Origin of the sequence: Mesorhizobium sp. BR1-1-2, from assembly GCF_020165435.1 — a bacterium.
Lineage (GTDB): Bacteria > Pseudomonadota > Alphaproteobacteria > Rhizobiales > Rhizobiaceae > Mesorhizobium.
In genome coordinates this window covers 141,408-159,778 of the sequence record NZ_JAIUID010000002.1, presented here as the reverse complement: position 1 = coordinate 159,778, position 18,371 = coordinate 141,408, and the positions used below count along the sequence as shown (strand labels likewise).

At 63.3% G+C, this 18,371-nt stretch carries 19 protein-coding genes; 9 read left to right on the top strand and 10 right to left on the bottom strand.

Features of this window, described 5'->3' with window-relative positions:
* Positions 1-273: 273 nt before the first annotated feature.
* A complete protein-coding gene (locus LB551_RS04050) occupies positions 274-1,032 on the top strand; it encodes a rhomboid family intramembrane serine protease (protein ID WP_224658284.1) in 759 nt (252 codons plus the stop codon).
* An 87-nt stretch (positions 1,033-1,119) separates the two neighbouring features.
* Positions 1,120-1,551, top strand: a complete 432-nt coding sequence (locus tag LB551_RS04045) for a CBS domain-containing protein (protein ID WP_140493682.1) — start codon at positions 1,120-1,122, stop codon at positions 1,549-1,551.
* Positions 1,552-1,596: 45 nt separating this feature from the next.
* Here the strand turns inward: LB551_RS04045 and LB551_RS04040 are convergent, their stop codons facing one another.
* The gene (locus LB551_RS04040; protein WP_140493680.1) at positions 1,597-1,854 is read right to left on the bottom strand and encodes a YjhX family toxin; all 258 of its coding nucleotides are present in this window, start codon (positions 1,852-1,854) and stop codon (positions 1,597-1,599) included.
* Positions 1,855-2,143: 289 nt separating this feature from the next.
* On the opposite strand from LB551_RS04040, the gene gatB reads away from it, so the two are divergent.
* Positions 2,144-3,643 carry an Asp-tRNA(Asn)/Glu-tRNA(Gln) amidotransferase subunit GatB gene (gatB, locus tag LB551_RS04035; RefSeq protein ID WP_224658283.1) on the top strand — a complete coding sequence of 500 codons (1,500 nt, stop codon included), beginning with the start codon at positions 2,144-2,146 and terminating at the stop codon, positions 3,641-3,643.
* A 3-nt stretch (positions 3,644-3,646) separates the two neighbouring features.
* Positions 3,647-4,141, top strand: a complete 495-nt coding sequence (locus LB551_RS04030; protein WP_224658281.1) for a GNAT family N-acetyltransferase — start codon at positions 3,647-3,649, stop codon at positions 4,139-4,141.
* A 59-nt stretch (positions 4,142-4,200) separates the two neighbouring features.
* On the opposite strand, the gene panC is transcribed toward LB551_RS04030, so the two are convergent.
* Both panC and panB read right to left on the bottom strand, forming a co-directional pair.
* The gene (panC, locus tag LB551_RS04025) at positions 4,201-5,052 is read right to left on the bottom strand and encodes a pantoate--beta-alanine ligase (protein WP_224658279.1); all 852 of its coding nucleotides are present in this window, start codon (positions 5,050-5,052) and stop codon (positions 4,201-4,203) included.
* Entirely contained in the window at positions 5,049-5,891 is an 843-nt protein-coding gene (panB, locus tag LB551_RS04020; RefSeq protein WP_224658277.1) for a 3-methyl-2-oxobutanoate hydroxymethyltransferase, read from the bottom strand. The genes panC and panB overlap by 4 nt, the downstream gene beginning before the upstream one ends.
* A 236-nt stretch (positions 5,892-6,127) precedes the next feature.
* Here panB and LB551_RS04015 point away from each other — a divergent pair, with 236 nt between their 5' ends.
* From LB551_RS04015 to LB551_RS04005, 3 genes are all read left to right on the top strand, one after another.
* Positions 6,128-6,526 (top strand): NADH:ubiquinone oxidoreductase subunit NDUFA12, encoded by a 399-nt coding sequence (locus LB551_RS04015; RefSeq protein ID WP_140548754.1) that lies wholly within the window; start codon positions 6,128-6,130, stop codon positions 6,524-6,526.
* A gap of 116 nt (positions 6,527-6,642) precedes the next feature.
* On the top strand, positions 6,643-7,194 hold the full coding sequence (locus LB551_RS04010) for a DUF2155 domain-containing protein (RefSeq protein ID WP_224658275.1): 552 nt from the start codon (positions 6,643-6,645) through the stop codon (positions 7,192-7,194).
* Positions 7,195-7,267: 73 nt separating this feature from the next.
* Positions 7,268-7,651 (top strand): hypothetical protein, encoded by a 384-nt coding sequence (locus LB551_RS04005; RefSeq protein WP_224658274.1) that lies wholly within the window; start codon positions 7,268-7,270, stop codon positions 7,649-7,651.
* A gap of 12 nt (positions 7,652-7,663) precedes the next feature.
* Here the strand turns inward: LB551_RS04005 and aat are convergent, their stop codons facing one another.
* The 6 genes from aat to LB551_RS03975 all read right to left on the bottom strand — a co-directional run bounded on the left by aat (position 7,664) and on the right by LB551_RS03975 (position 12,988).
* Positions 7,664-8,281 carry a leucyl/phenylalanyl-tRNA--protein transferase gene (gene aat, locus LB551_RS04000; RefSeq protein WP_224658273.1) on the bottom strand — a complete coding sequence of 206 codons (618 nt, stop codon included), beginning with the start codon at positions 8,279-8,281 and terminating at the stop codon, positions 7,664-7,666.
* A gap of 27 nt (positions 8,282-8,308) precedes the next feature.
* Positions 8,309-9,652 (bottom strand): acetyl-CoA carboxylase biotin carboxylase subunit, encoded by a 1,344-nt coding sequence (accC, locus tag LB551_RS03995; RefSeq protein WP_140548748.1) that lies wholly within the window; start codon positions 9,650-9,652, stop codon positions 8,309-8,311.
* Positions 9,653-9,662: 10 nt separating this feature from the next.
* On the bottom strand, positions 9,663-10,124 hold the full coding sequence (accB, locus tag LB551_RS03990) for an acetyl-CoA carboxylase biotin carboxyl carrier protein (protein WP_224658272.1): 462 nt from the start codon (positions 10,122-10,124) through the stop codon (positions 9,663-9,665).
* 26 nt (positions 10,125-10,150) lie between these two features.
* Positions 10,151-10,585 (bottom strand): type II 3-dehydroquinate dehydratase, encoded by a 435-nt coding sequence (gene aroQ, locus LB551_RS03985; RefSeq protein ID WP_140548744.1) that lies wholly within the window; start codon positions 10,583-10,585, stop codon positions 10,151-10,153.
* Positions 10,586-10,730: 145 nt separating this feature from the next.
* Positions 10,731-11,534, bottom strand: a complete 804-nt coding sequence (locus tag LB551_RS03980) for a DsbA family protein (RefSeq protein ID WP_224658271.1) — start codon at positions 11,532-11,534, stop codon at positions 10,731-10,733.
* A gap of 62 nt (positions 11,535-11,596) precedes the next feature.
* Entirely contained in the window at positions 11,597-12,988 is a 1,392-nt protein-coding gene (locus tag LB551_RS03975; RefSeq protein WP_140522130.1) for a M48 family metalloprotease, read from the bottom strand.
* A gap of 146 nt (positions 12,989-13,134) precedes the next feature.
* Here LB551_RS03975 and LB551_RS03970 point away from each other — a divergent pair, with 146 nt between their 5' ends.
* The gene (locus LB551_RS03970) at positions 13,135-14,283 is read left to right on the top strand and encodes a pyridoxal phosphate-dependent aminotransferase (protein ID WP_224658270.1); all 1,149 of its coding nucleotides are present in this window, start codon (positions 13,135-13,137) and stop codon (positions 14,281-14,283) included.
* A gap of 4 nt (positions 14,284-14,287) precedes the next feature.
* A complete protein-coding gene (locus LB551_RS03965) occupies positions 14,288-15,217 on the top strand; it encodes a glutaminase (RefSeq protein WP_224658269.1) in 930 nt (309 codons plus the stop codon).
* Between the two features lie 87 nt (positions 15,218-15,304).
* On the opposite strand, the gene LB551_RS03960 is transcribed toward LB551_RS03965, so the two are convergent.
* Complete coding sequence (locus LB551_RS03960; RefSeq protein WP_224658268.1) at positions 15,305-18,253, bottom strand: ribonuclease E/G; 2,949 nt, start codon at positions 18,251-18,253, stop codon at positions 15,305-15,307.
* Between the last annotated feature and the right edge of the window lie 118 nt (positions 18,254-18,371).

Here is an 18,371-nt window from a genome sequence, read left to right as displayed (position 1 = left end):
CCGTTAAGGTTAACAAGTGGTTTACGTTGCACCCAGGCGAGCCGCGTGGCACACAAAAACCACTCCAGAAGCGGTCGTTTCGCGACGATCGGCAGCACTTCAGTCAAGAGTTCGGGGGAACAGGGGGACTCGACAGCCGTTCAAGGGAAACCTTGGACGGCTTTCTTTTGATTCGGCACTTTTGATTCGCGCTCGGCGATTCGCCCTTTGTGGTCCGGCGGGCAGTGGTCTAGATGCTCGCAACAACGAATCCTGGACCGAGTGCTAGTGCGCATGAGTGAACCTGTAAGCCCACCGGAAATGGAACAGGCGGATCGCGAGCCCGAGCCGCGTCGCGAGCCGGTCTTCAACCTGCCGCCGATCGTGCTGGCGGTGATCGCCATTTGCGTGGCCATCTACCTGTTGCAGCAATACGTGCTGAGTGATGCTCAGCAAATGACACTGCTTTACGACGGAGCCTTCATCCCTGTCCTCTACACCGGCCAATACGGCTTCGACTGGTTCCTGTTCACGCGGCCCTTCACCTATGCCTTCATGCATGGTGGATTTGCCCATATCGCCATCAACATGGTCTGGCTCGCTGCCTTTGGCTCGCCGCTGGCCAATCGGCTCGGAGCCTTCTGGTTCGCGTTGTTCTTCGCCGCGACGGGACTGGCTTCAGTGGCGCTTTTCTGGGCCATGCATCCATATGGCGAAGCGCCGCTGGTCGGTGCTTCCGGTGCGATATCGGGCATGATGGGAGCGGCGGCACGCTTTGGCTTCCGTACGGATCGTTCGGCGGGCAAAGCCGCATTCGCCGGCCCCGTACTGCCGATAGCAATGGTGCTGCGTTCACGTGGCGTGATGATCTTCCTTGCCGTTTGGATGGTGATCAACCTTGTCACCGGCCTTGTCGGCTTCGCCCCCGGCGTCGACAGCCAGATCGCCTGGGAGGCTCATATTGGCGGCTTTGTCGCCGGCTTCTTCGGCTTGCGCTGGTTCGACAGAAATTGGCAGCCGCTCGACTGGGAGACGACCGACCACCGCACTTGAAATGCAACCGATCGCGGCGCACGATGTTCACTCTTACGTGAAAGCCGGTCAGGGCAGGAACCGGTTGGCAAAGTAGAGGAGGACGCCATGACGGTTAAGGCCATTCTTGAGCAAAAAGGCCACGACGTGTTGACGCTCGGGCCGAACGAAAAACTGAGCGAAGCCATCCGCATCCTTGCCGAACACAGGATCGGAGCGTTGGTCATCACCAATGGAGACCGCAAGATCGTCGGCATCCTGTCCGAGCGCGACATCGTGCGCGTCGTCGCCAGGGAAGGCGCAGCCGCGCTCGACATAGCCGTTCGTTCCGCAATGACGCCGAAAGTGAAGATCTGCAACGAGAACCACACCGTCAACGAGGTGATGGAGATCATGACCCGGGGCCGCTTCCGCCATCTTCCGGTGGAAAAGGACGGCATGCTCGACGGCATCGTGTCGATCGGTGACGTGGTCAAGCGTCGTATCGAGGACGTCGAGCGCGAGGCTGAGGAAATCCGCGCCTATATCGCGACCGCCTGAGCGGTAAGCAACCGCCGGCCGCGCAAACGGCCGGCGGGGCGATAGCTACCTGTTGTCGAGTTCGGAGCGGACGAGTTGGAGCCCGCGCCGCGTGATGCGGTAGGGGCCGCCGTCCGACGACGAAACCGCCTTCTTGCGTTTCAGCTTCCGAAACAGGTCGAGGTCGACGCCGGGGTAGTGCCAGCCGTCGCGGGTCAGGCATTTGACGGAGGCGATCCGTTTCTTCTCGCTCTTTTCGATTTCGATGCGTCCGCCCTGCGCGAGCAGGTGTAGAACGCGTTGTTCAATACGCGAAATATCCATGGAGAGAGTTCCGGGAAAACAACAAAAGCCGCCGCCGCGAAGCTTCGCGGCACGGGGTTTCAGGTTTTCTGCCCTGCCTCGTTACGAGGTCAGGGCCTTACCGGGACTGAGCGTAAGTGGACATCCACTCTCCATTGGGATGGATGGCCTATAGGCGAAAGCGGCGGAAAAGGCCAGCGGGCGGCTTTACGCTTGTCTCGCGAGGCGGTTTGCACTAGCGAATGACTTTCATTTTTAACGTGAAACTCACGTCCGAACGTGAGTTCGGTCCCGTAATTCGCAGGCTACCATGAGCATCATCGACACCCGCACGCCCGACGCGAAACGCCTGATCCCCGGCGCCACCGGCGACTGGGAAGTCATCATCGGGCTCGAGGTCCATGCGCAGGTGACATCGGAAGCAAAACTGTTTTCCGGCGCTTCGACGTCGTTCGGTGCCGCCCCCAATGCGAATGTCAGCCTGGTCGATGCGGCAATGCCCGGCATGTTGCCCGTCATCAACGAGGAATGCGTCAAGCAGGCGATCCGTACCGGCCTCGGGCTGAAGGCGCAGATCAACCACAAGTCTGTCTTCGACCGGAAGAACTACTTCTACCCGGACCTGCCGCAGGGCTACCAGATCTCGCAGTTCAAGCAGCCGATCGTCGGCGAGGGCACGGTGATCGTCTCCGTCGGTCCCGATCGCCAGGGCGAGTTCGAGGACATCGAGGTCGGCATCGAGCGCCTGCATCTGGAGCAGGACGCCGGCAAGTCGATGCACGACCAGCATCCGACCATGTCCTATGTCGATCTCAACCGCTCCGGGGTGGCGCTGATGGAAATCGTGTCGAAACCGGACATGCGTTCGGCCGACGAAGCCAAGGCCTATGTCACCAAGCTGCGCACCATCGTGCGTTATCTCGGCACCTGCGACGGCAATATGGACGAAGGCTCCATGCGAGCCGACGTCAACGTTTCGGTGCGCCGTCCGGGCGGCGAATTCGGTACGCGCTGCGAGATCAAGAACGTCAATTCGATCCGCTTCATCGGCCAGGCGATCGATTTCGAGGCGCGCCGGCAGATCGCCATCATCGAGGATGGCGGCACGATCGACCAGGAAACGCGGCTGTTCGACGCCGTCAAGGGCGAGACCCGGTCGATGCGCACCAAGGAAGAGGCGCACGACTACCGCTATTTTCCAGATCCCGACTTGTTGCCGCTGGAGTTCGACCAGGCCTATGTCGAAGCGCTGGCCAAGGAGTTGCCGGAACTGCCTGATGACAAGAAGGCGCGGTTGATCTCCTCGCTCGGCCTGTCGACTTACGATGCCTCGATCCTGGTGTCGGAAAAGCCGATCGCCGACTATTTCGAGAAGGTGGCCGCTGGCCGCGACGGCAAGCTCGCCGCCAATTGGGTCATCAACGACCTGCTCGGACAATTGAATAAAGCTGGCAAGGACATTGAAAACGCTCCGGTTTCGCCAGACCAGCTCGGCGCCATCATCGATCTGATCAAGGATGGCACCATCTCCGGCAAGATTGCCAAGGACCTGTTCGAGATCGTCTGGAACGAGGGCGGCGACCCGCGCCAACTGGTTGAGAGCCGCGGCATGAAACAGGTTACCGACACCGGCGCTATCGAAAAGGTGGTGGACGAGGTGATCGCGGCCAACCCGGACAAGGTCGAGCAGGCGCGCGCCAAGCCGACCATGGCCGGCTGGTTCGTCGGCCAGGTGATGAAGGCGACCGGCGGCAAGGCCAACCCGCAGGCCGTCAATGACCTGGTCAAGGCCAAGCTGGGCATCGAGTAGACTATGTTCGTGCGCACCGCCGGGGATCGCGACCTCGCCGCCATCCGGGCGCTGCTGGTCGACACCTGGCATGCGACCTACGACGCCATCTACGGCGCCGAACGGGTGACCGAGATCACCGATGAGTGGCATTCGATCGCCTCGCTCACGGCGCGGCTGGCAAAGCCGAACAGCGAGTTCCTCGTCGCCGACGATGGCCGGCGCATTGGCGGCATGGCATTTGCCGAGGCGGTCGATGGCGGCGGCTTGATCATGCTGAAGCAGCTTTACGTGCAGCCCGGCCTGCAGGGCCGAGGCATCGGCGGCATGCTTCTCGACGAGATCATCGAAAGTTTCCCGGAGGCCCGCGCCATCCGGCTGGAAGTGGAAGAGAAGAACACGCGCGCAATTGCCTTCTACCAGGCGAACGGCTTCGTCCGGACCGGCCGCACCGACAATTGCGGTTCGGCCCAATCCGCTATCCCGGCGCTCGTTTATGAAAGGCCGCTTGCCGCATAGCGGCGGACCTTTTCGGGGTGCGCAATCCGGCGGGTCGAATTCAGCGATCGAGCCGCGGCCTAACTGGCGGAAACATCCACATTGTCGATCAACCTGGTCTTGCCGAGCCAGGCGGCGGCGAGCAGGCGGCCCTCCTGTCCGCGGCGCCACGGGCCCAGCGTCCGGCTCTCGCGAACTTCGACATAATCGACCTTCTGGAAACCGGCCGAAAGCAGGGCGCGGCTGGCTTCGCCTGTCGCGCCGTTCTGGTCGGCGCCGGCCGCAAGCGCTGCGGCTGCCTTGCGCAGGACCACGTTGAGCCGGCGGGCGATCTGGAGTTCGGCCTCGCCGAGATAGGCGTTACGCGATGACATGGCGAGGCCGTGCGCGTCTCGGATCGTCGGCGCGCCGATGATTTCGACGGGCAGGTCGAGGTCGCGGCAGAGCTGCCTGACGACGCACAACTGTTGATAATCCTTTTCGCCAAAGACCGCGACGTCGGGCGACGTCTGCAGGAACAGCTTCGCCACGACGGTGGCGACGCCGTCGAAAAAAGTCGGTCGAAAATCCGATTCGAGGCCGGCGGAGGGACCGCCGACCGAGATTTTGGTGGCAAAGCCGGCAGGATACATCTCACCAACGCCGGGCGTGTAGGCAAGATCGGCTCCGGCCAAAGCCAGCTGGTCGAGATCGCGGGCGAGCTGACGTGGATATTTGTCGAGATCCTCGCTCGGCGCGAACTGCGTCGGGTTGACGAAGATCGAGACGACGCAGCGCTCGGCTCTTTCAAGCGCGATCCTGACCAGCGACAGGTGCCCTTCGTGCAAGGCGCCCATTGTCGGCACCATGGCGACGCGAAGGCCGTCGCGCCGCCAGTCGCGGATCCGCGCGCGAAGGCCGGCGACCGTGTCGACGACGAGGGGCCGGCTCATCTGTTGTCCTTGCCCAAGGTGGCCGAAAAGACATTTTCGGGGCCGGGGAATGTCCGGTCTCGTACCTCGCTGGCGTAACGTGCGGCCGCATGCGAGACCACGCTGCGCAAATCGGCGTACTTCTTGACGAATTTCGGCACGCGGTCGACGGTGAGCCCGACCATGTCGTCTATGACCAGGATCTGGCCGTCGCAAACGCCGCTCGCGCCGATGCCGATGGTCGGGATGGCGATGCGGCGGGTGATTTCGGCCGCGACCGCCTCCACCGTGCCCTCGATGACCACCGAAAAGGCGCCCGCTTCTTCGACGGCGCGCGCATCGGCAAACAGCGCTGCCGCATTCTCGTCGGTCCGGCCCTTGATCCTGTAGCCGCCGTCCTTCTCGACGGATTGCGGTAACAGGCCGATATGGCCCATGACCGCGATGCCCGCATCGACGACCGCGGCGATCTGCCGGGCCATACCGACGCCGCCCTCGAGTTTCACTGCCTGGCAGCCGGTTTCGCCAACGATACGCCGCGCCGAGGCAACCGCTTGGGTCGCCGAATCCTCATAGCTGCCGGCCGGCATGTCGACGACAACGCAAGCCTTGGCGGAGCCGCGCATCACCGCTTGCCCATGCGCGATCATCATCTCCAGCGAGGCGCCCAGCGTCGTTTTGTGGCCATGCAGGACCATGGCAACGCTGTCTCCGACCAGGAGCAGGTCGATATGCTCATCGAGCAGCCGGGCGATGGGGTAGGTATAGGCGGTGAGACAGACGATCGGCACGCCATGCTTGCGGCGGCGAATGGCGTCGGCGCCGATGCGAATGTCGGTGGTCGGCGATTCCGTGGCCAATCGTCACCTCCTTCGGCCAACCGTCGGCCGGATACCCACACGGGGCGGGCGCGCGCAGAGCTTTAGAAAGGCTGAGGGTGCTTGGCAAGCACCATACGGCGCGGGCCAATGCATCACAGGCTTGTGTCGCCTTACCGGCTCGCCATTTGCGCCCGCCAGGCGGCAAGACCCTTGCCTTCCCGAAGGGCTGACGCCATAAGCAGGAAACGGGCGCCACGGGCGCGAGGGTTTTGAAGATGAAGACTTTCCTTACGCAGTTTTTCACCTGGTGGAACGGCCAGACGCTTGGCACTCGCCTGCACACCTGGCGCTACGGCAGGAAGGTCGGGCAGGACGAGGTGGGCAACGTCTACTACGAAGGCGGTGTCGATTCCGAGGGACGCACGCGCCGCTGGGTCATCTATCGCGATTATTCCGAGGCTTCTTCTATCCCGCCCGGCTGGCACGGCTGGATCCATCACCGCGTCGACGTCGCGCCGCCGAGCGACGATTACAAGCCGCGCGACTGGCAGAAGCCGCATCAACCGAACCTGACCGGCTCGCCCTCGGCCTATCGTCCGAAGGGCTCGGTGCTGACCAACCAGCACCGTCCGCAGGTCACCGGCGACTACGACGCCTGGACGCCCGGATCGTAAGCGGGCGTCGGTCCTTTATCGCCACAATTGGTGTTTAGCTGCTTGCTGATCAAAAAACGGCGACTAGCCTTTGTGATAGAGAGAATCACCCGGGCGCTAACCACCGGTATCCCTGCATGAGCATTTCCAGCCTGACATCGATGGGCGCACTGATGGTAGCCGCCGGGCTCACCGTTAGCACCGTGGCACTTGCCGCTTCGCCAGAGCCGGCCGCACCCGCGCCGGGGTCGGATCGAATCACCAACCCGGTCGCCGAATTCGCCGGCATCGACAAGATCACCGGCCGCATCATCACCTTCGATGTCTATATCGACGAGACGGTGCAGTTCGGTGCTTTGCAGGTGACGCCGCGCGTCTGCTACTCCCGGCCGCAGAACGAGGAGCCGAAGACCGATTCCTTTGTCGAAGTCGACGAGATCACGCTCGACCGCAAGATCCGCCGCATCTTCACCGGCTGGATGTTTGCCGAAAGCCCTGGTCTCAATGCCGTCGAGCATGCCGTCTATGACGTCTGGCTGAAGGCCTGCAAGCAGAAGTCGGATGTGCCAGCGCCCGATGCGGCCAAGACCGATGCGGCCAAGCCCGATACGGCCCAGCCGAATGCCACGGCCGCTCCGGCTGCGGCCGAACCGGAAGCCACGGAACCGCCTACGACCAGCACCAACTGATCCTTCGGAACCGCCTTGACGGCAACGCGTTGGGCCCTGACGGCCATACGATGCGCGCCGGGAGGATTTTCCGATGTCTGCCAGAAAGCGGATCACCGCCAGCATCAAGGAACTGCTTGAGCTCGAAAAGGGCTTCTGGACAGGAGATTCGGCATTTTTCGCGGCCAATGCCGACACCGAGTGCCTTGTGGCATTTCCGCGGATGGCCCAGACCATGAGCAATGCCGATCTCGCCGAAACCGCCGCCGATCCCAAGCGATGGCGTGATCTCGAGATCGATCTCAAGGGCGTCGTGGAACCAGGCAGCGACATCGTCATCCTGGCCTATGAAGCGCATGCCGTGAGGGGCAATGGCGAAGCCTACGCGGCGCTGGTCAGCACCGGCTATGTCCATCGCGTCAACGGCTGGAAGATGATGTTCCATTCGCAGGCTCCGCTGGAAACGAAGGTCTGCTGACGGGCTGGACCATCAGGGGAAAAACACCGCTTCTCCCTTCAGCGCGTCGGCCAGCATCTTCTCGTATTTGCCGCGCGGCACGTCGATTGCGCCGAAGCGCTTGAGGTGTTCGGTGGTGAACTGCGTGTCGAGCAGCGCGAAACCACGCGCCTGCAGGCGTTCGACGAGATGCACCAGGCAGATCTTCGAAGCGTCCGTTTCCCGGGAAAACATGCTTTCGCCGAAGAACACCCGCCCCAGCGATACGCCGTAGAGGCCGCCGACCAGCCGTTCCTCGCGCCAGGCCTCGACCGAATGGCAATGGCCGATGCGATGCAACTGCACATAGGCCTCGCGGATCGGCGCGTTGATCCAGGTGGAACGGCGCTCCTCGCGCCTTTCGGCGCAACCATCGATCGTCGCCTCGAAATCGAAGTCGAAACGGATGTCGAAGAGCTCTCGCCGAAGCGCCTTCTTCAGACTTTTCGGCGTGTGGAAGCGGTCGAGCGGGATGATGCCGCGCGTCTCCGGCCGCACCCAGAACACTTCCGGGTCGGCGGCACTTTCGGCCATCGGGAAGACGCCCGAGGCGTAGGCCTTGAGCAGAAGGTCGGTCGGGATACGATAGCCTGGCGCGTAGGGGCGAGTCATCGCTTCATTATAGCGGCAAGTCGGGGGCTATTCGCCTTTGGCCAGATATTTTTCCAGCCAGTGGATGTCATAGTCGCCATTGGCGATGTCGGCGTTGCCGACGAGGTCGCGAAACAGCGGCAACGTCGTCTTGATTCCGTCGACGACGAATTCGTCCAGCGCCCGGCGCAGCCGCATCATGCATTCGACGCGGTTGCGCCCGTGCACGATCAGCTTGCCGATCAGGCTGTCGTAATAGGGCGGGATCTTGTACCCGGAATAGACGCCGGAATCGACGCGGATGCCAAGACCGCCTGGCGTGTGGAAATGGGTGATCGTGCCGGGCGAGGGCGTGAAGGTGCGCGGATCCTCTGCATTGATGCGGCACTCGATGGCATGGCCCTGGAAGCGGATGTCTTCCTGCTTGACCGAAAGACCGCCGCCCGAGGCGACACGGATCTGCTCATGCACCAGATCGATGCCGGTGATAGCCTCCGTCACGGGATGCTCGACCTGCAGGCGCGTGTTCATCTCTATGAAATAGAACTCGCCATTCTCGTAGAGGAACTCGATCGTGCCTGCGCCGGAATAGCCGAGATCGGCGATGGCCTTGGCGCAGATATCGCCGATGCGCGAGCGTTCCTCGGCGTTGAGGGCGGGTGAGTTGGCCTCTTCCCAGACTTTCTGGTGGCGGCGCTGCAAGGAGCAGTCGCGCTCGCCGAAATGCACGCCCCGGCCAAAGCCGTCGCCGAACACTTGCACCTCGATATGGCGCGGCTTTTGCAGGTACTTTTCAATATAGACGGCGTCATCGCCGAAGGCCGCGCCCGCTTCCGAGCGGGCCGTCTGCAAGGCGACTTCGAGGTCGGCCTCGGTATGCGCCACTTTCATGCCGCGGCCGCCGCCGCCGGCCGATGCCTTGATGATCACGGGATAGCCGATCTCTGCGGCGATGCGCTTGGCCTCCTTTTCCTCGGTCACCGCACCGTCGGAGCCGGGAACCACCGGAATCCCGAGGCGCTTGGCGGTGCGCTTGGCTTCGATCTTGTCGCCCATGATGCGGATATGGTCGCCGGTCGGACCGATAAAGGTAATGTTATGCGCGGCCAATATGTCGGAAAACTTGGCGTTCTCCGACAGGAAACCGTAGCCGGGATGCACGGCGTCGGCGCCGGTGATCTCGCAGGCGGCGACGATCTGGTGGATATTGAGGTAGCTGTCGCGCGATGGCGGTGGCCCGATGCATACGCTCTCGTCGGCGAGCCGAACATGCATGGCGTCAGCGTCGGCGGTCGAGTGCACCACCACCGTCTGGATGCCGAGCTCCTTGCAGGCACGCAGCACCCGAAGCGCGATTTCGCCTCGATTGGCGATGAGAATCTTCTGGAACATTAGGGCCGCTCTACTCGATCACGACGAGCGGCATGCCGTATTCGACCGGCTGTGCGTCCTCGAACAGGATCGCCGTCACCGTGCCGGCGCGCGGCGAGGGGATCTGGTTCATCGTCTTCATCGCTTCGATGATCAGCAGCGTCTGCCCTTCCTTGACGTTCTGGCCGATCTCGATGAACGGCTTAGCATCCGGCGAGGGTGCCAGGTAGGCGGTGCCGACCATGGGGGAGGCAACGGCGTTTTTCGACACGTCGGCCGTGGCCGGAACGGCTGCGGTGGCAGGTTGGGCCGCCGGCGCCGGCGCAAAGGCCGGCTGCGGCGCGGCTATCGCGTGAACCGCCGGTGCCTGCCGCGATACGCGCACCTTCAGGTCACCCAGCTCGACTTCGATCTCGGTGAGATTGGTGTCGTTCAGTATGCCCGCCAGGTCGCGGATCAGCTGCTGGTCAACACCGGTCTTCTTTATCGACATTTTCGAGCCTTCTGTTTGTTGGCCGGTCATAGGCGTGCGGCCAGCGCCTGCAGCGCCAGCGTGTAGCCGAGCGGCCCAAAGCCACAGATCATGCCGACAGCGACCGGCGCGACCATGGAGACGTGGCGGAATGATTCCCGCGCATGGATATTGGAAAGATGAACCTCGGCGACCGGCAGCGGCGCCACGGAACGGATGGCGTCGTGGATCGCGATCGAGGTGTGGCTATAGGCGCCGGGATTGATGACGATGCCGGCGGCCTTGTCGCCGGCTTCCTGGATCCAGTCGACGAGGTCGCCCTCGTGGTTCGACTGGCGGAAATCGATTTCGAGCCCGAGCGCCGTGCCCGCCTCTCTGCAGTCGTCCGCGATGGCGGCAAGCGTCTTGCCGCCATAGATGCCAGGCTCGCGCTTGCCGAGCGCGTTGAGATTGGGACCGTTCAGGACGAAAACCGTTTTCAAAAAATGCCGACCTTTTCCGGCACCGGCGTCAAACCGGCGCTGGGCCCTCTATAATGGGCATAGACGCCCGCGGAAAGAGCGCAAGTGCGTTCTTTCACTGTCCACAACAGGCGGAAATGCGCCCGTGAAGAAAACCCGCGGCCGATCAAAGCGCGGCTTTCGCCGCCTCGATCTTCTCCGCCAGGACTTCCTGTCCGAGCGCCCCGAACACCACCTCGTTGCCGACGACATAGGACGGTGTTCCGGTGATCGCCAGCTTGTTGGCGAGATCGTAGGTCTTGGAGAAGGCTTCGGTGATGGACGGGTCCTTCATCTTTTCACGCAGCGTCGCTTCGTCGGCGCCGAGCGAAAGCGCGACCTTGATCGCCGCCGCCTCGGTGGCGCGTCCCTGGCCGCCGAGCAGCGCATTGTGGAACTCGCCGTACTTCTGCGGCATCATCAGGTGGAAGGCCATCGAGACGACGCTGGCTTTCTGCGAATCCGGCCCGAGGATCGGGAACTCCTTGAGCACGAAACGCAGGTCCGGATCGGCCTTGGTCAGCGCCTGCATGTCTTCGATGGCGCGTTTGCAGAAGCCGCAATTGTAGTCGTAGAACTCGACGATCGTGACCTTGCCGTTCGGGTTTCCGACCACGCCGTCGAAGGAGGAGTTGAAGATCTGCTCCTTGGCGCCCTTGATGACGCCGAGATGGGCGATGCGCTGCTCTTCCTTCTGCTTGGCCTCGAGCGCATCCTGGACTTCCAGCAGCAGTTCCGGATTCTTCAGGAGATAATCGCGGATGATGCCTTCGACCTCGGTGCGGTCGATCTTGGTATCGGCCGCTGCCGTCTGAAGCGGTTGCGCCGCACCCGCTTCCGCGATTTGCGGGCTGCCGGCCACGAAACCGAACGCCAGCATGGCAAGGGCTATCGCAACTCCCGTGGTGCCCAGCAACAGTGCCTTTTTCATCGTTCCGTTCCTTTGCCTGTTTTCCGGTCTGGCTGCGTCGCAGCGCACGGCCGGAAGGTTCATTATACCTTGCCCGACGGCTTGTAGTTTATGATGTCCTGGGCGCGAATCCATCGCGGCTCGCCGCGTTTGAGTTGCTGCTGCGCTCGCATGGCGAAGATCTTCGCATCCTTGTAGTTACCGGAATAGAAATGACCCTCGGCCGTGGCGAGTTCGGCGCCCGGTATGTCTCCCAATTCGCCATAGGCCTGCGCCAGATAGCGGTATCCCACGGAATTTTCCTTGTCGCGTCGCAGGCCGTTGTTGATCTGCACCACGGCCTTTTTCAAGGCGTCGGGAGTGCCCGTCGCCATCAACGCCTGACCGAGCGAAACCGGCAGCAATCCGGATCGCGCCTTGTCGAGGCTGACTGCCTTGGCGTAGGCATCGGCAGCTTCCTTGGGCTTGTTCGCCTTCATCAATATATCGCCGCGCAATTCCTGGAAATAGGCGTTGCCGGGCTGGGCCTTGATCAAGGCGTTGGTCTTGGCGAGTGCGGTGGCGATGTTGCCGAAAAGATAAGCCGATTGGGCCTCGCCATACTGCGCGGCAAGGCTGCCCTGCATCTTTCGCATCAGCCGCGACGCGGCGGCCTGGCCTTCCATGTAGACAGCGATCTTCACCCGCATCATGTCGTGGCGCAATTGCAGAGCCGGCGCATCGACCTTGTCGAGATAGGGGCTCTGCTTGACCAGCACTTCGAGGTTGGAGATTCGGTCGCGCGGCATCGGATGGCTGATCCGGTAGGGATCGACCTGCGCGCCCGACAGCGACAAGGCCGTCTGGAAACGCTGAAACGTCTTCAGCATGCCCATGCCGGACTGGCCGGTGGCGTTGAGATAGGTGATCGCCGAGCGGTCGGCCGTCATCTCCTCTGTGCGCTGATAGGCGAGAATGCTGCGCTGCGCCATCTCGCCGCCGCCAGCCGCCACGCCCACGCCGGCGCCGGCAAGTCCGCGGCTGTTGGTGGTCGCTCCGGCGACCATGGCCCCGGCGCCCAGCAAGGTTGCGATGATGGCCATCGTCTTGGCGCGCTCGAGCTGGTCACGCAGTTTCTGCTGGTGGCCGCCGGCGATGTGGCCGGCCTCGTGGGCGATGACGCCGATGATCTCGTTGGGCGTTTCGGCTTCCATCAAGGCGCCCGTGTTGATGAACAGCCGGCGTCCGGTGACGAAGGCATTGAAGCTCTGGTCGTTGACCAGGACGATGTCGATGCCGTCATTCGCCAGACCGGCGGCCTTGAAGATCGGGCGGGCGTAGTCGCGCACCAGCGCCTCGATCTCGGCATCGCGCACCACCGGCACGTTCTGGGCGAAGGCGCTGATGGAACCAGACACCGCGACGGCGACGCCAAGCGAAAGCGTCGCAACGACGCGCGCTGCCCGGGCAACCATCGATTTGGGTCGGCTCAACATGACGTGTCCACTGGTAGACGAGCGGGCGAAAGATGAAAAGTCGGCACCGGAAAAACTTCCTCAACTTGTGATCCTCACACCAATCGGGCATTTGTGCGGCGCATGCACCAGGATGTGGCGCGCTCAATCGTCGGATCGAGGTCAAAATGGTCGTTTCGCTCTCACGCCGTGGCAATGTCGAACCCTTCCACGCCATGGATGTGCTGGCCGAGGCGAACCGGCTGAGAGCGACGGGCGCGCCGGTCATTTCCATGGCCGTCGGCCAGCCGTCCGATCCGGCTCCGGCCCGCGTTCGTGCCGCGGCGGCCAGAGCTTTGCAGGACGGGCGCATTGGCTATACCGATGCGCTGGGCCTGGCTGGATTGCGCAAGGCGATCGCCGAACACTATGGGGATCACTACGGGCTTGATGTCGCGCCCGACCAGATCGCGGTCACCACGGGATCCTCGGCCGCCTTCAATCTCGCTTTCCTGGCAATGTTCGATCCTGGTGACCGCGTCGCCATCGCAGCGCCGGGCTACCCCGCCTATCGCAATATCATGGCGGCGCTCGGCATCGAAGTGATCGAGATCGAGCTCGGCGATGCGGCCTATCTTCATGCCGCTCACCTGGAGACCGCGCATCGCGAAAAGCCGCTGAAGGGCGTGCTGTTCGCAAGTCCGGCCAACCCGACCGGCGCGGTCATCCCGGCCGATGATCTCGCGGACCTGGTCCGGACGGCGGAGGCGCTTGGCATTGCCGTCATCTCCGACGAGATCTACCATCGGCTGGCCTATGCGGCGCCCGACACCACCGCACTCGCCTTTGGCACCGGTGTCACAGCGATCAACTCCTTCTCGAAATATTATTGCATGACCGGCTGGCGCATCGGCTGGATGGTGCTGCCTGAAGCGCTGGTGCGGCCCATCGAGCGCATTGCGCAGAGTCTCTACATCTCGCCGCCGGAACTGTCGCAGGTCGCCGCAATCGAGGCCTTTGCCGCTACCGAGGAGCTGGAGGCGATCAAGGGTCGCTATGCCTGGAACCGCGAGCTCCTGATGAGGCGTCTGCCGGAGCTCGGCTTTCCGCTTGCCGCACCGATGGACGGTGCCTTCTATGCCTTTTGCGACGTCACCCGGCACAGCAATGACAGCATGGCCTTCGCCCGCAAGATGTTGGCCGAGGCGCATGTCGCGGCCACGCCCGGCCGGGATTTCGACACCCAGGCCGGGCACCGCACCATGCGGTTCTCCTATGCCGGCAGCCATGACGACATGGTCGAGGCATTGGCGCGCATCGAACGCTGGCTGAGATAGATCCATGCCGGAACTCGAGCAGGCCCTGGCCGAAGTCGCGGCCGAAATGGCCGAACGCACCGATCGCGGCGAGGTCGCCACCTATATTCCGCAACTCGGCAAGGTCGATCCCAAGAAATTCGGCATCGCAGCCGTCACCAATGACGGCCGTGTGCTTATGGCGGGCGACGCCGACCAGCCCTTTTCGATCCAGAGCATCTCGAAAGTGTTCACCTTGACGCTGGCACTGGGCAATGTCGGCGATGCGCTGTGGAAAAGGGTCGGGCGCGAACCCTCGGGCAACCCGTTCAACTCGATCGTGCAGCTCGAGCATGAGAACGGCATTCCGCGCAATCCATTCATCAATGCCGGCGCCATCGTCATTTCCGACATCCTGCTTGCCGGCCATCAGCCGCGCGAGGCGATCGGCGAGATCCTGCGCTTCATCCAGTTCCTCGCCGACGACGAGACCATCATCATCGACCGCGAGGTCGCGGCCTCGGAGCGCGCCACCGGCTACCGCAACTTCGCGCTCGCCAATTACATGAAATCCTTCGGCAATCTTCATCATGCGCCGGAGCTGGCGCTCGGCGTCTATTTCCACCATTGCGCCATCGCCATGAGCTGCCGGCAGCTTGCGATGGCCGGCCGGTTCCTCGCCAATGGCGGCAAGAATCCGGCGACCGGACATTCCGTGGTGTCGGCCGAGCGGGCACGCCGCATCGGCGCCATGATGCTGACCTGCGGCCACTATGACGGCTCCGGTGATTTTGCCTTCCGCGTCGGCATTCCGGGCAAGAGCGGCGTCGGCGGCGGCATATTGGGCATCGTGCCCGGCGTCGCCTCGCTCGCCGTCTGGTCGCCCGGCCTCAACGCCAACGGCAATTCCAAGTTGGGCTCGATCGCCCTGGAAAAGCTCGCCAGGATGATGAACTGGTCGATCTTCGCGCCGTAACGTTCCGGCAGATATGAAAAATCCCGCGCCGTCTTTCGACCGCGCGGGATTCTTTTATTCAGAAAATCAGTTCAAAGGGCTGAAATCCTAGAAGAAGCCTTTCCGCTGCCACCAGCCGGCGCGCTTCGGCTTCTCTTCGGTCTTGGTTTCCGGCTCTTCGGCGACGGTCGAGGAAACCACCGGCACGACCGGAGCATCGATGGCCGCCGGCTTGCGTCGCGACGGACGGGCCTTCGGTGTGTCTTCGGCGGTCGCTGCCGCTGCCTCGTCCGATGCCGTGGCTGGCGTCTCGGCGGGTGCCGGAACGGCCAGTTCAGCAGTCGGCTCCTCGGCGACGGCCTCGACGGCTGCCTTCTTCGGCTTGGCTGCACGCCGCGGCTTCTTGGGCTTCTCGGCGGTCGCCGCCTCGTCGCTCACCGGAGCCACGGGCTCTTCGACCGCGGCGATTGCTGCCGGCTCGATCGCAGGCTCGCTTTCGGAAGCATCGACCCCGGAAGGCTCGGTCGTTTCATCGGCGCTCGCCTCGGCCTCGCCTTCGCCATCCTCGCGCCGGTTGCGCTTGCCGCCGCGTTTGCCGCGGCGACGCTTCTTGCCCTGGCCCTCGTCGGATGCTTCCGCCGTTTCGGCCGTTCCGGCTGCGGGGACCGGCGCCTCGTCGCCGGCTTGCGCCTCGTCACGGCTCACCGGGCTTTCCGACGTGGACAGATCGTCGGCCTGCACGGACACGGAAGCACCGTCGGTGTGGCCATGTTCGCGATCGCGATCCTTGCCGCCGCGGCGTCTGCGACGCTTGCGGCGCTTGCGGTCGCGGCCTTCGCCCTCTTCGCCGGGCCTCTGCTGGTGCTGACCTTGCTGCGGCTGACGCGGCTGCTCGGCCTGGGCCGGTGCCTCGTCTTCCTCCTCGGCGATGGTCTCATCCTCCGGCTCTTCCGGTTCGACATAGGCCGGCAGGGTGCGCGCTTCGACGAAGCCTTCCGGCTTTTCGGCCAGCGCGCCGCGGAAGATCGCATAATGCTGCGAACCGACCGTGTCGTCGGCCTCAAGTGTGATGGTCAGGCCGAAGCGGCTTTCCAGTTCCACCAGCGTGCCGCGCTTGTGGTTGAGCACATAGAGCGCGGTCGCCGCGGGCGTGCGAACCGTGATGTGGCTGCGCGAATCCTTGAGCAGGAACTCCTCGATCGCCCTGACCACCATCAGTGCGACAGACGAATCGGAGCGCACATGGCCGGTGCCGCCGCAATGCGGGCAAGGCTTCATGGTCGATTCCAGCACGCTGGCGCGGATGCGCTGGCGCGACATCTCCATCAGGCCAAAATGCGAGATGCGGCCGACCTGGATGCGCGCGCGGTCGTTCTTGAGGTGATCCTTCAACCGCTTCTCGACGGCGCGGTTGTTGCGGTTCTCCTCCATGTCGATGAAGTCGATGACGATCAGGCCGGCAAGGTCGCGCAGCCTGAGCTGGCGGGCGACTTCCTCCGCTGCTTCCAGATTGGTGTGGAGCGCGGTGTCCTCGATCGAGTGCTCCTTGGTCGAGCGGCCCGAATTGACGTCGATGGCGACCAGCGCCTCGGTCTGGTTGATGATGATGTAGCCGCCGCTCTTCAGCGTCACTTGCGGCTGCAGCATGCGGTCAAGCTGCGCCTCTATGCCGTTGCGCACGAAGATCGGGGTCGTATCGCGGAACGGCTGAACCACCTTGGCGTGGCTCGGCATCAGCATGCGCATGAAGTCCTTGGCCTCGCGGTAGCCCTCTTCGCCGGAGACGAGGATCTCATCGATGTCCTTGTTATAGAGGTCGCGCACCGAACGCTTGATCAGGCTGCCTTCCTCGTAGACGAGGGCAGGGGCGGTGGACTGGAGCGTGAGATTGCGCACGTTCTCCCAAAGCCGCATCAGATATTCATAATCGCGCTTGATCTCTGCCTTGGTGCGGCTCTCGCCTGCGGTGCGCAGGATGACGCCCATGCCTTGCGGCACTTCGAGATCGGCGACCACTTCCTTGAGGCGCTTGCGGTCGACAGCACTGGTGATCTTGCGCGAAATTCCGCCGCCGCGCGCCGTGTTCGGCATCAGCACGGAATAGCGGCCGGCAAGCGACAGATAGGTGGTGAGCGCTGCGCCCTTGTTGCCGCGCTCTTCCTTGACGACCTGCACCAGCAGGATCTGGCGGCGTTTGATCACTTCCTGGATCTTGTACTGGCGGCGCATCGGCTTACGGCGGTTGCGCGCTTCCTCCAGGGCATCCTCGGCGCCGACCGATTCGACCTCGTGATCGTCCGGATGCGAAGACTGAACCTCTTCCAGCATGCCGCGATCATCGTCACTGGATTCACTGCCCTGTTCCGTCTGCGGGACAGGTTCGGAAATCACTTCGGCGTCGACGGAGGCGGCGATCGACGTCGGACCGCCCTCGCGGGTCTCGCCTTCGTTCTGTCCAGAAGATTCCTCGCTCAGCTCGGGGGAGGCTTCGCCAGGATTGGATACATCCGCGGCCCGTTCCGAGATATCGGCCGCATGTTCGATGGTTTCCGAACCGTGGGAAGTGTTCTCCGAGACGGCGTCGTTGCCATTGTCGGCGCCGCCTGCCTCGCCGGCCGTTTCGGTTGCCTCGTCGGCATCGGCCCCGCTCGCATCGCGCTTGTGTTCTGCGCGGTCGCGGCCCTTGCCGCCGCGCCGGCGCCCGCGCCGGCCGCGATCGCGGCTCTGGCGGTCGTCGCCTTCGCCGTCCTCATCGTCCTCGTCCTCGGCTTCCTGCGCTTCAGCGCGCAGCAGCGCCTGACGGTCGGCGACGGGGATCTGGTAGTAGTCGGGGTGTATTTCACTGAAGGCGAGGAAACCGTGACGGTTGCCGCCGTATTCGACAAAAGCTGCCTGAAGGGAGGGTTCGACGCGCGTTACGCGGGCGAGATAGATGTTTCCTTTGAGCTGCTTCTTGTCCTGTGATTCAAAGTCGAATTCTTCGATACGATTACCGCGTACGACGACAACGCGTGTTTCCTCCGGGTGGGAGGCGTCTATCAGCATTTTGTTGGGCATTATTTCGTTTCCCCCCGGCAGCCGTCAGCCGCAGCTTGCGGCGCAAAGGCCGCTGCTGTGTGTCTGGATGAATGTGGGTGCCGGATGTCTGAATGTCCGCCGGACGGTGCCTGCGCGC

Excerpts from the sequence above, each read along its gene's own strand:
- LB551_RS03980 (WP_224658271.1), bottom strand. The coding sequence starts at position 11,534 with ATGAAAAAGGCACTGTTGCTGGGCACCACGGGAGTTGCGATAGCCCTT.
- LB551_RS03960 (WP_224658268.1), bottom strand. The coding sequence starts at position 18,253 with ATGCCCAACAAAATGCTGATAGACGCCTCCCACCCGGAGGAAACACGC.
- gatB (WP_224658283.1), top strand. The coding sequence starts at position 2,144 with ATGAGCATCATCGACACCCGCACGCCCGACGCGAAACGCCTGATCCCC.
- accC (WP_140548748.1), bottom strand. The coding sequence starts at position 9,652 with ATGTTCCAGAAGATTCTCATCGCCAATCGAGGCGAAATCGCGCTTCGG.
- panC (WP_224658279.1), bottom strand. The coding sequence starts at position 5,052 with ATGAGCCGGCCCCTCGTCGTCGACACGGTCGCCGGCCTTCGCGCGCGG.
- accB (WP_224658272.1), bottom strand. The coding sequence starts at position 10,124 with ATGTCGATAAAGAAGACCGGTGTTGACCAGCAGCTGATCCGCGACCTG.
- LB551_RS04050 (WP_224658284.1), top strand. The coding sequence starts at position 274 with ATGAGTGAACCTGTAAGCCCACCGGAAATGGAACAGGCGGATCGCGAG.
- LB551_RS04030 (WP_224658281.1), top strand. The coding sequence starts at position 3,647 with ATGTTCGTGCGCACCGCCGGGGATCGCGACCTCGCCGCCATCCGGGCG.
- LB551_RS04015 (WP_140548754.1), top strand. The coding sequence starts at position 6,128 with ATGAAGACTTTCCTTACGCAGTTTTTCACCTGGTGGAACGGCCAGACG.
- LB551_RS04045 (WP_140493682.1), top strand. The coding sequence starts at position 1,120 with ATGACGGTTAAGGCCATTCTTGAGCAAAAAGGCCACGACGTGTTGACG.
- LB551_RS04010 (WP_224658275.1), top strand. The coding sequence starts at position 6,643 with ATGAGCATTTCCAGCCTGACATCGATGGGCGCACTGATGGTAGCCGCC.
- LB551_RS03975 (WP_140522130.1), bottom strand. The coding sequence starts at position 12,988 with ATGTTGAGCCGACCCAAATCGATGGTTGCCCGGGCAGCGCGCGTCGTT.
- aat (WP_224658273.1), bottom strand. The coding sequence starts at position 8,281 with ATGACTCGCCCCTACGCGCCAGGCTATCGTATCCCGACCGACCTTCTG.
- LB551_RS04005 (WP_224658274.1), top strand. The coding sequence starts at position 7,268 with ATGTCTGCCAGAAAGCGGATCACCGCCAGCATCAAGGAACTGCTTGAG.
- LB551_RS04040 (WP_140493680.1), bottom strand. The coding sequence starts at position 1,854 with ATGGATATTTCGCGTATTGAACAACGCGTTCTACACCTGCTCGCGCAG.
- LB551_RS03965 (WP_224658269.1), top strand. The coding sequence starts at position 14,288 with ATGCCGGAACTCGAGCAGGCCCTGGCCGAAGTCGCGGCCGAAATGGCC.
- LB551_RS03970 (WP_224658270.1), top strand. The coding sequence starts at position 13,135 with ATGGTCGTTTCGCTCTCACGCCGTGGCAATGTCGAACCCTTCCACGCC.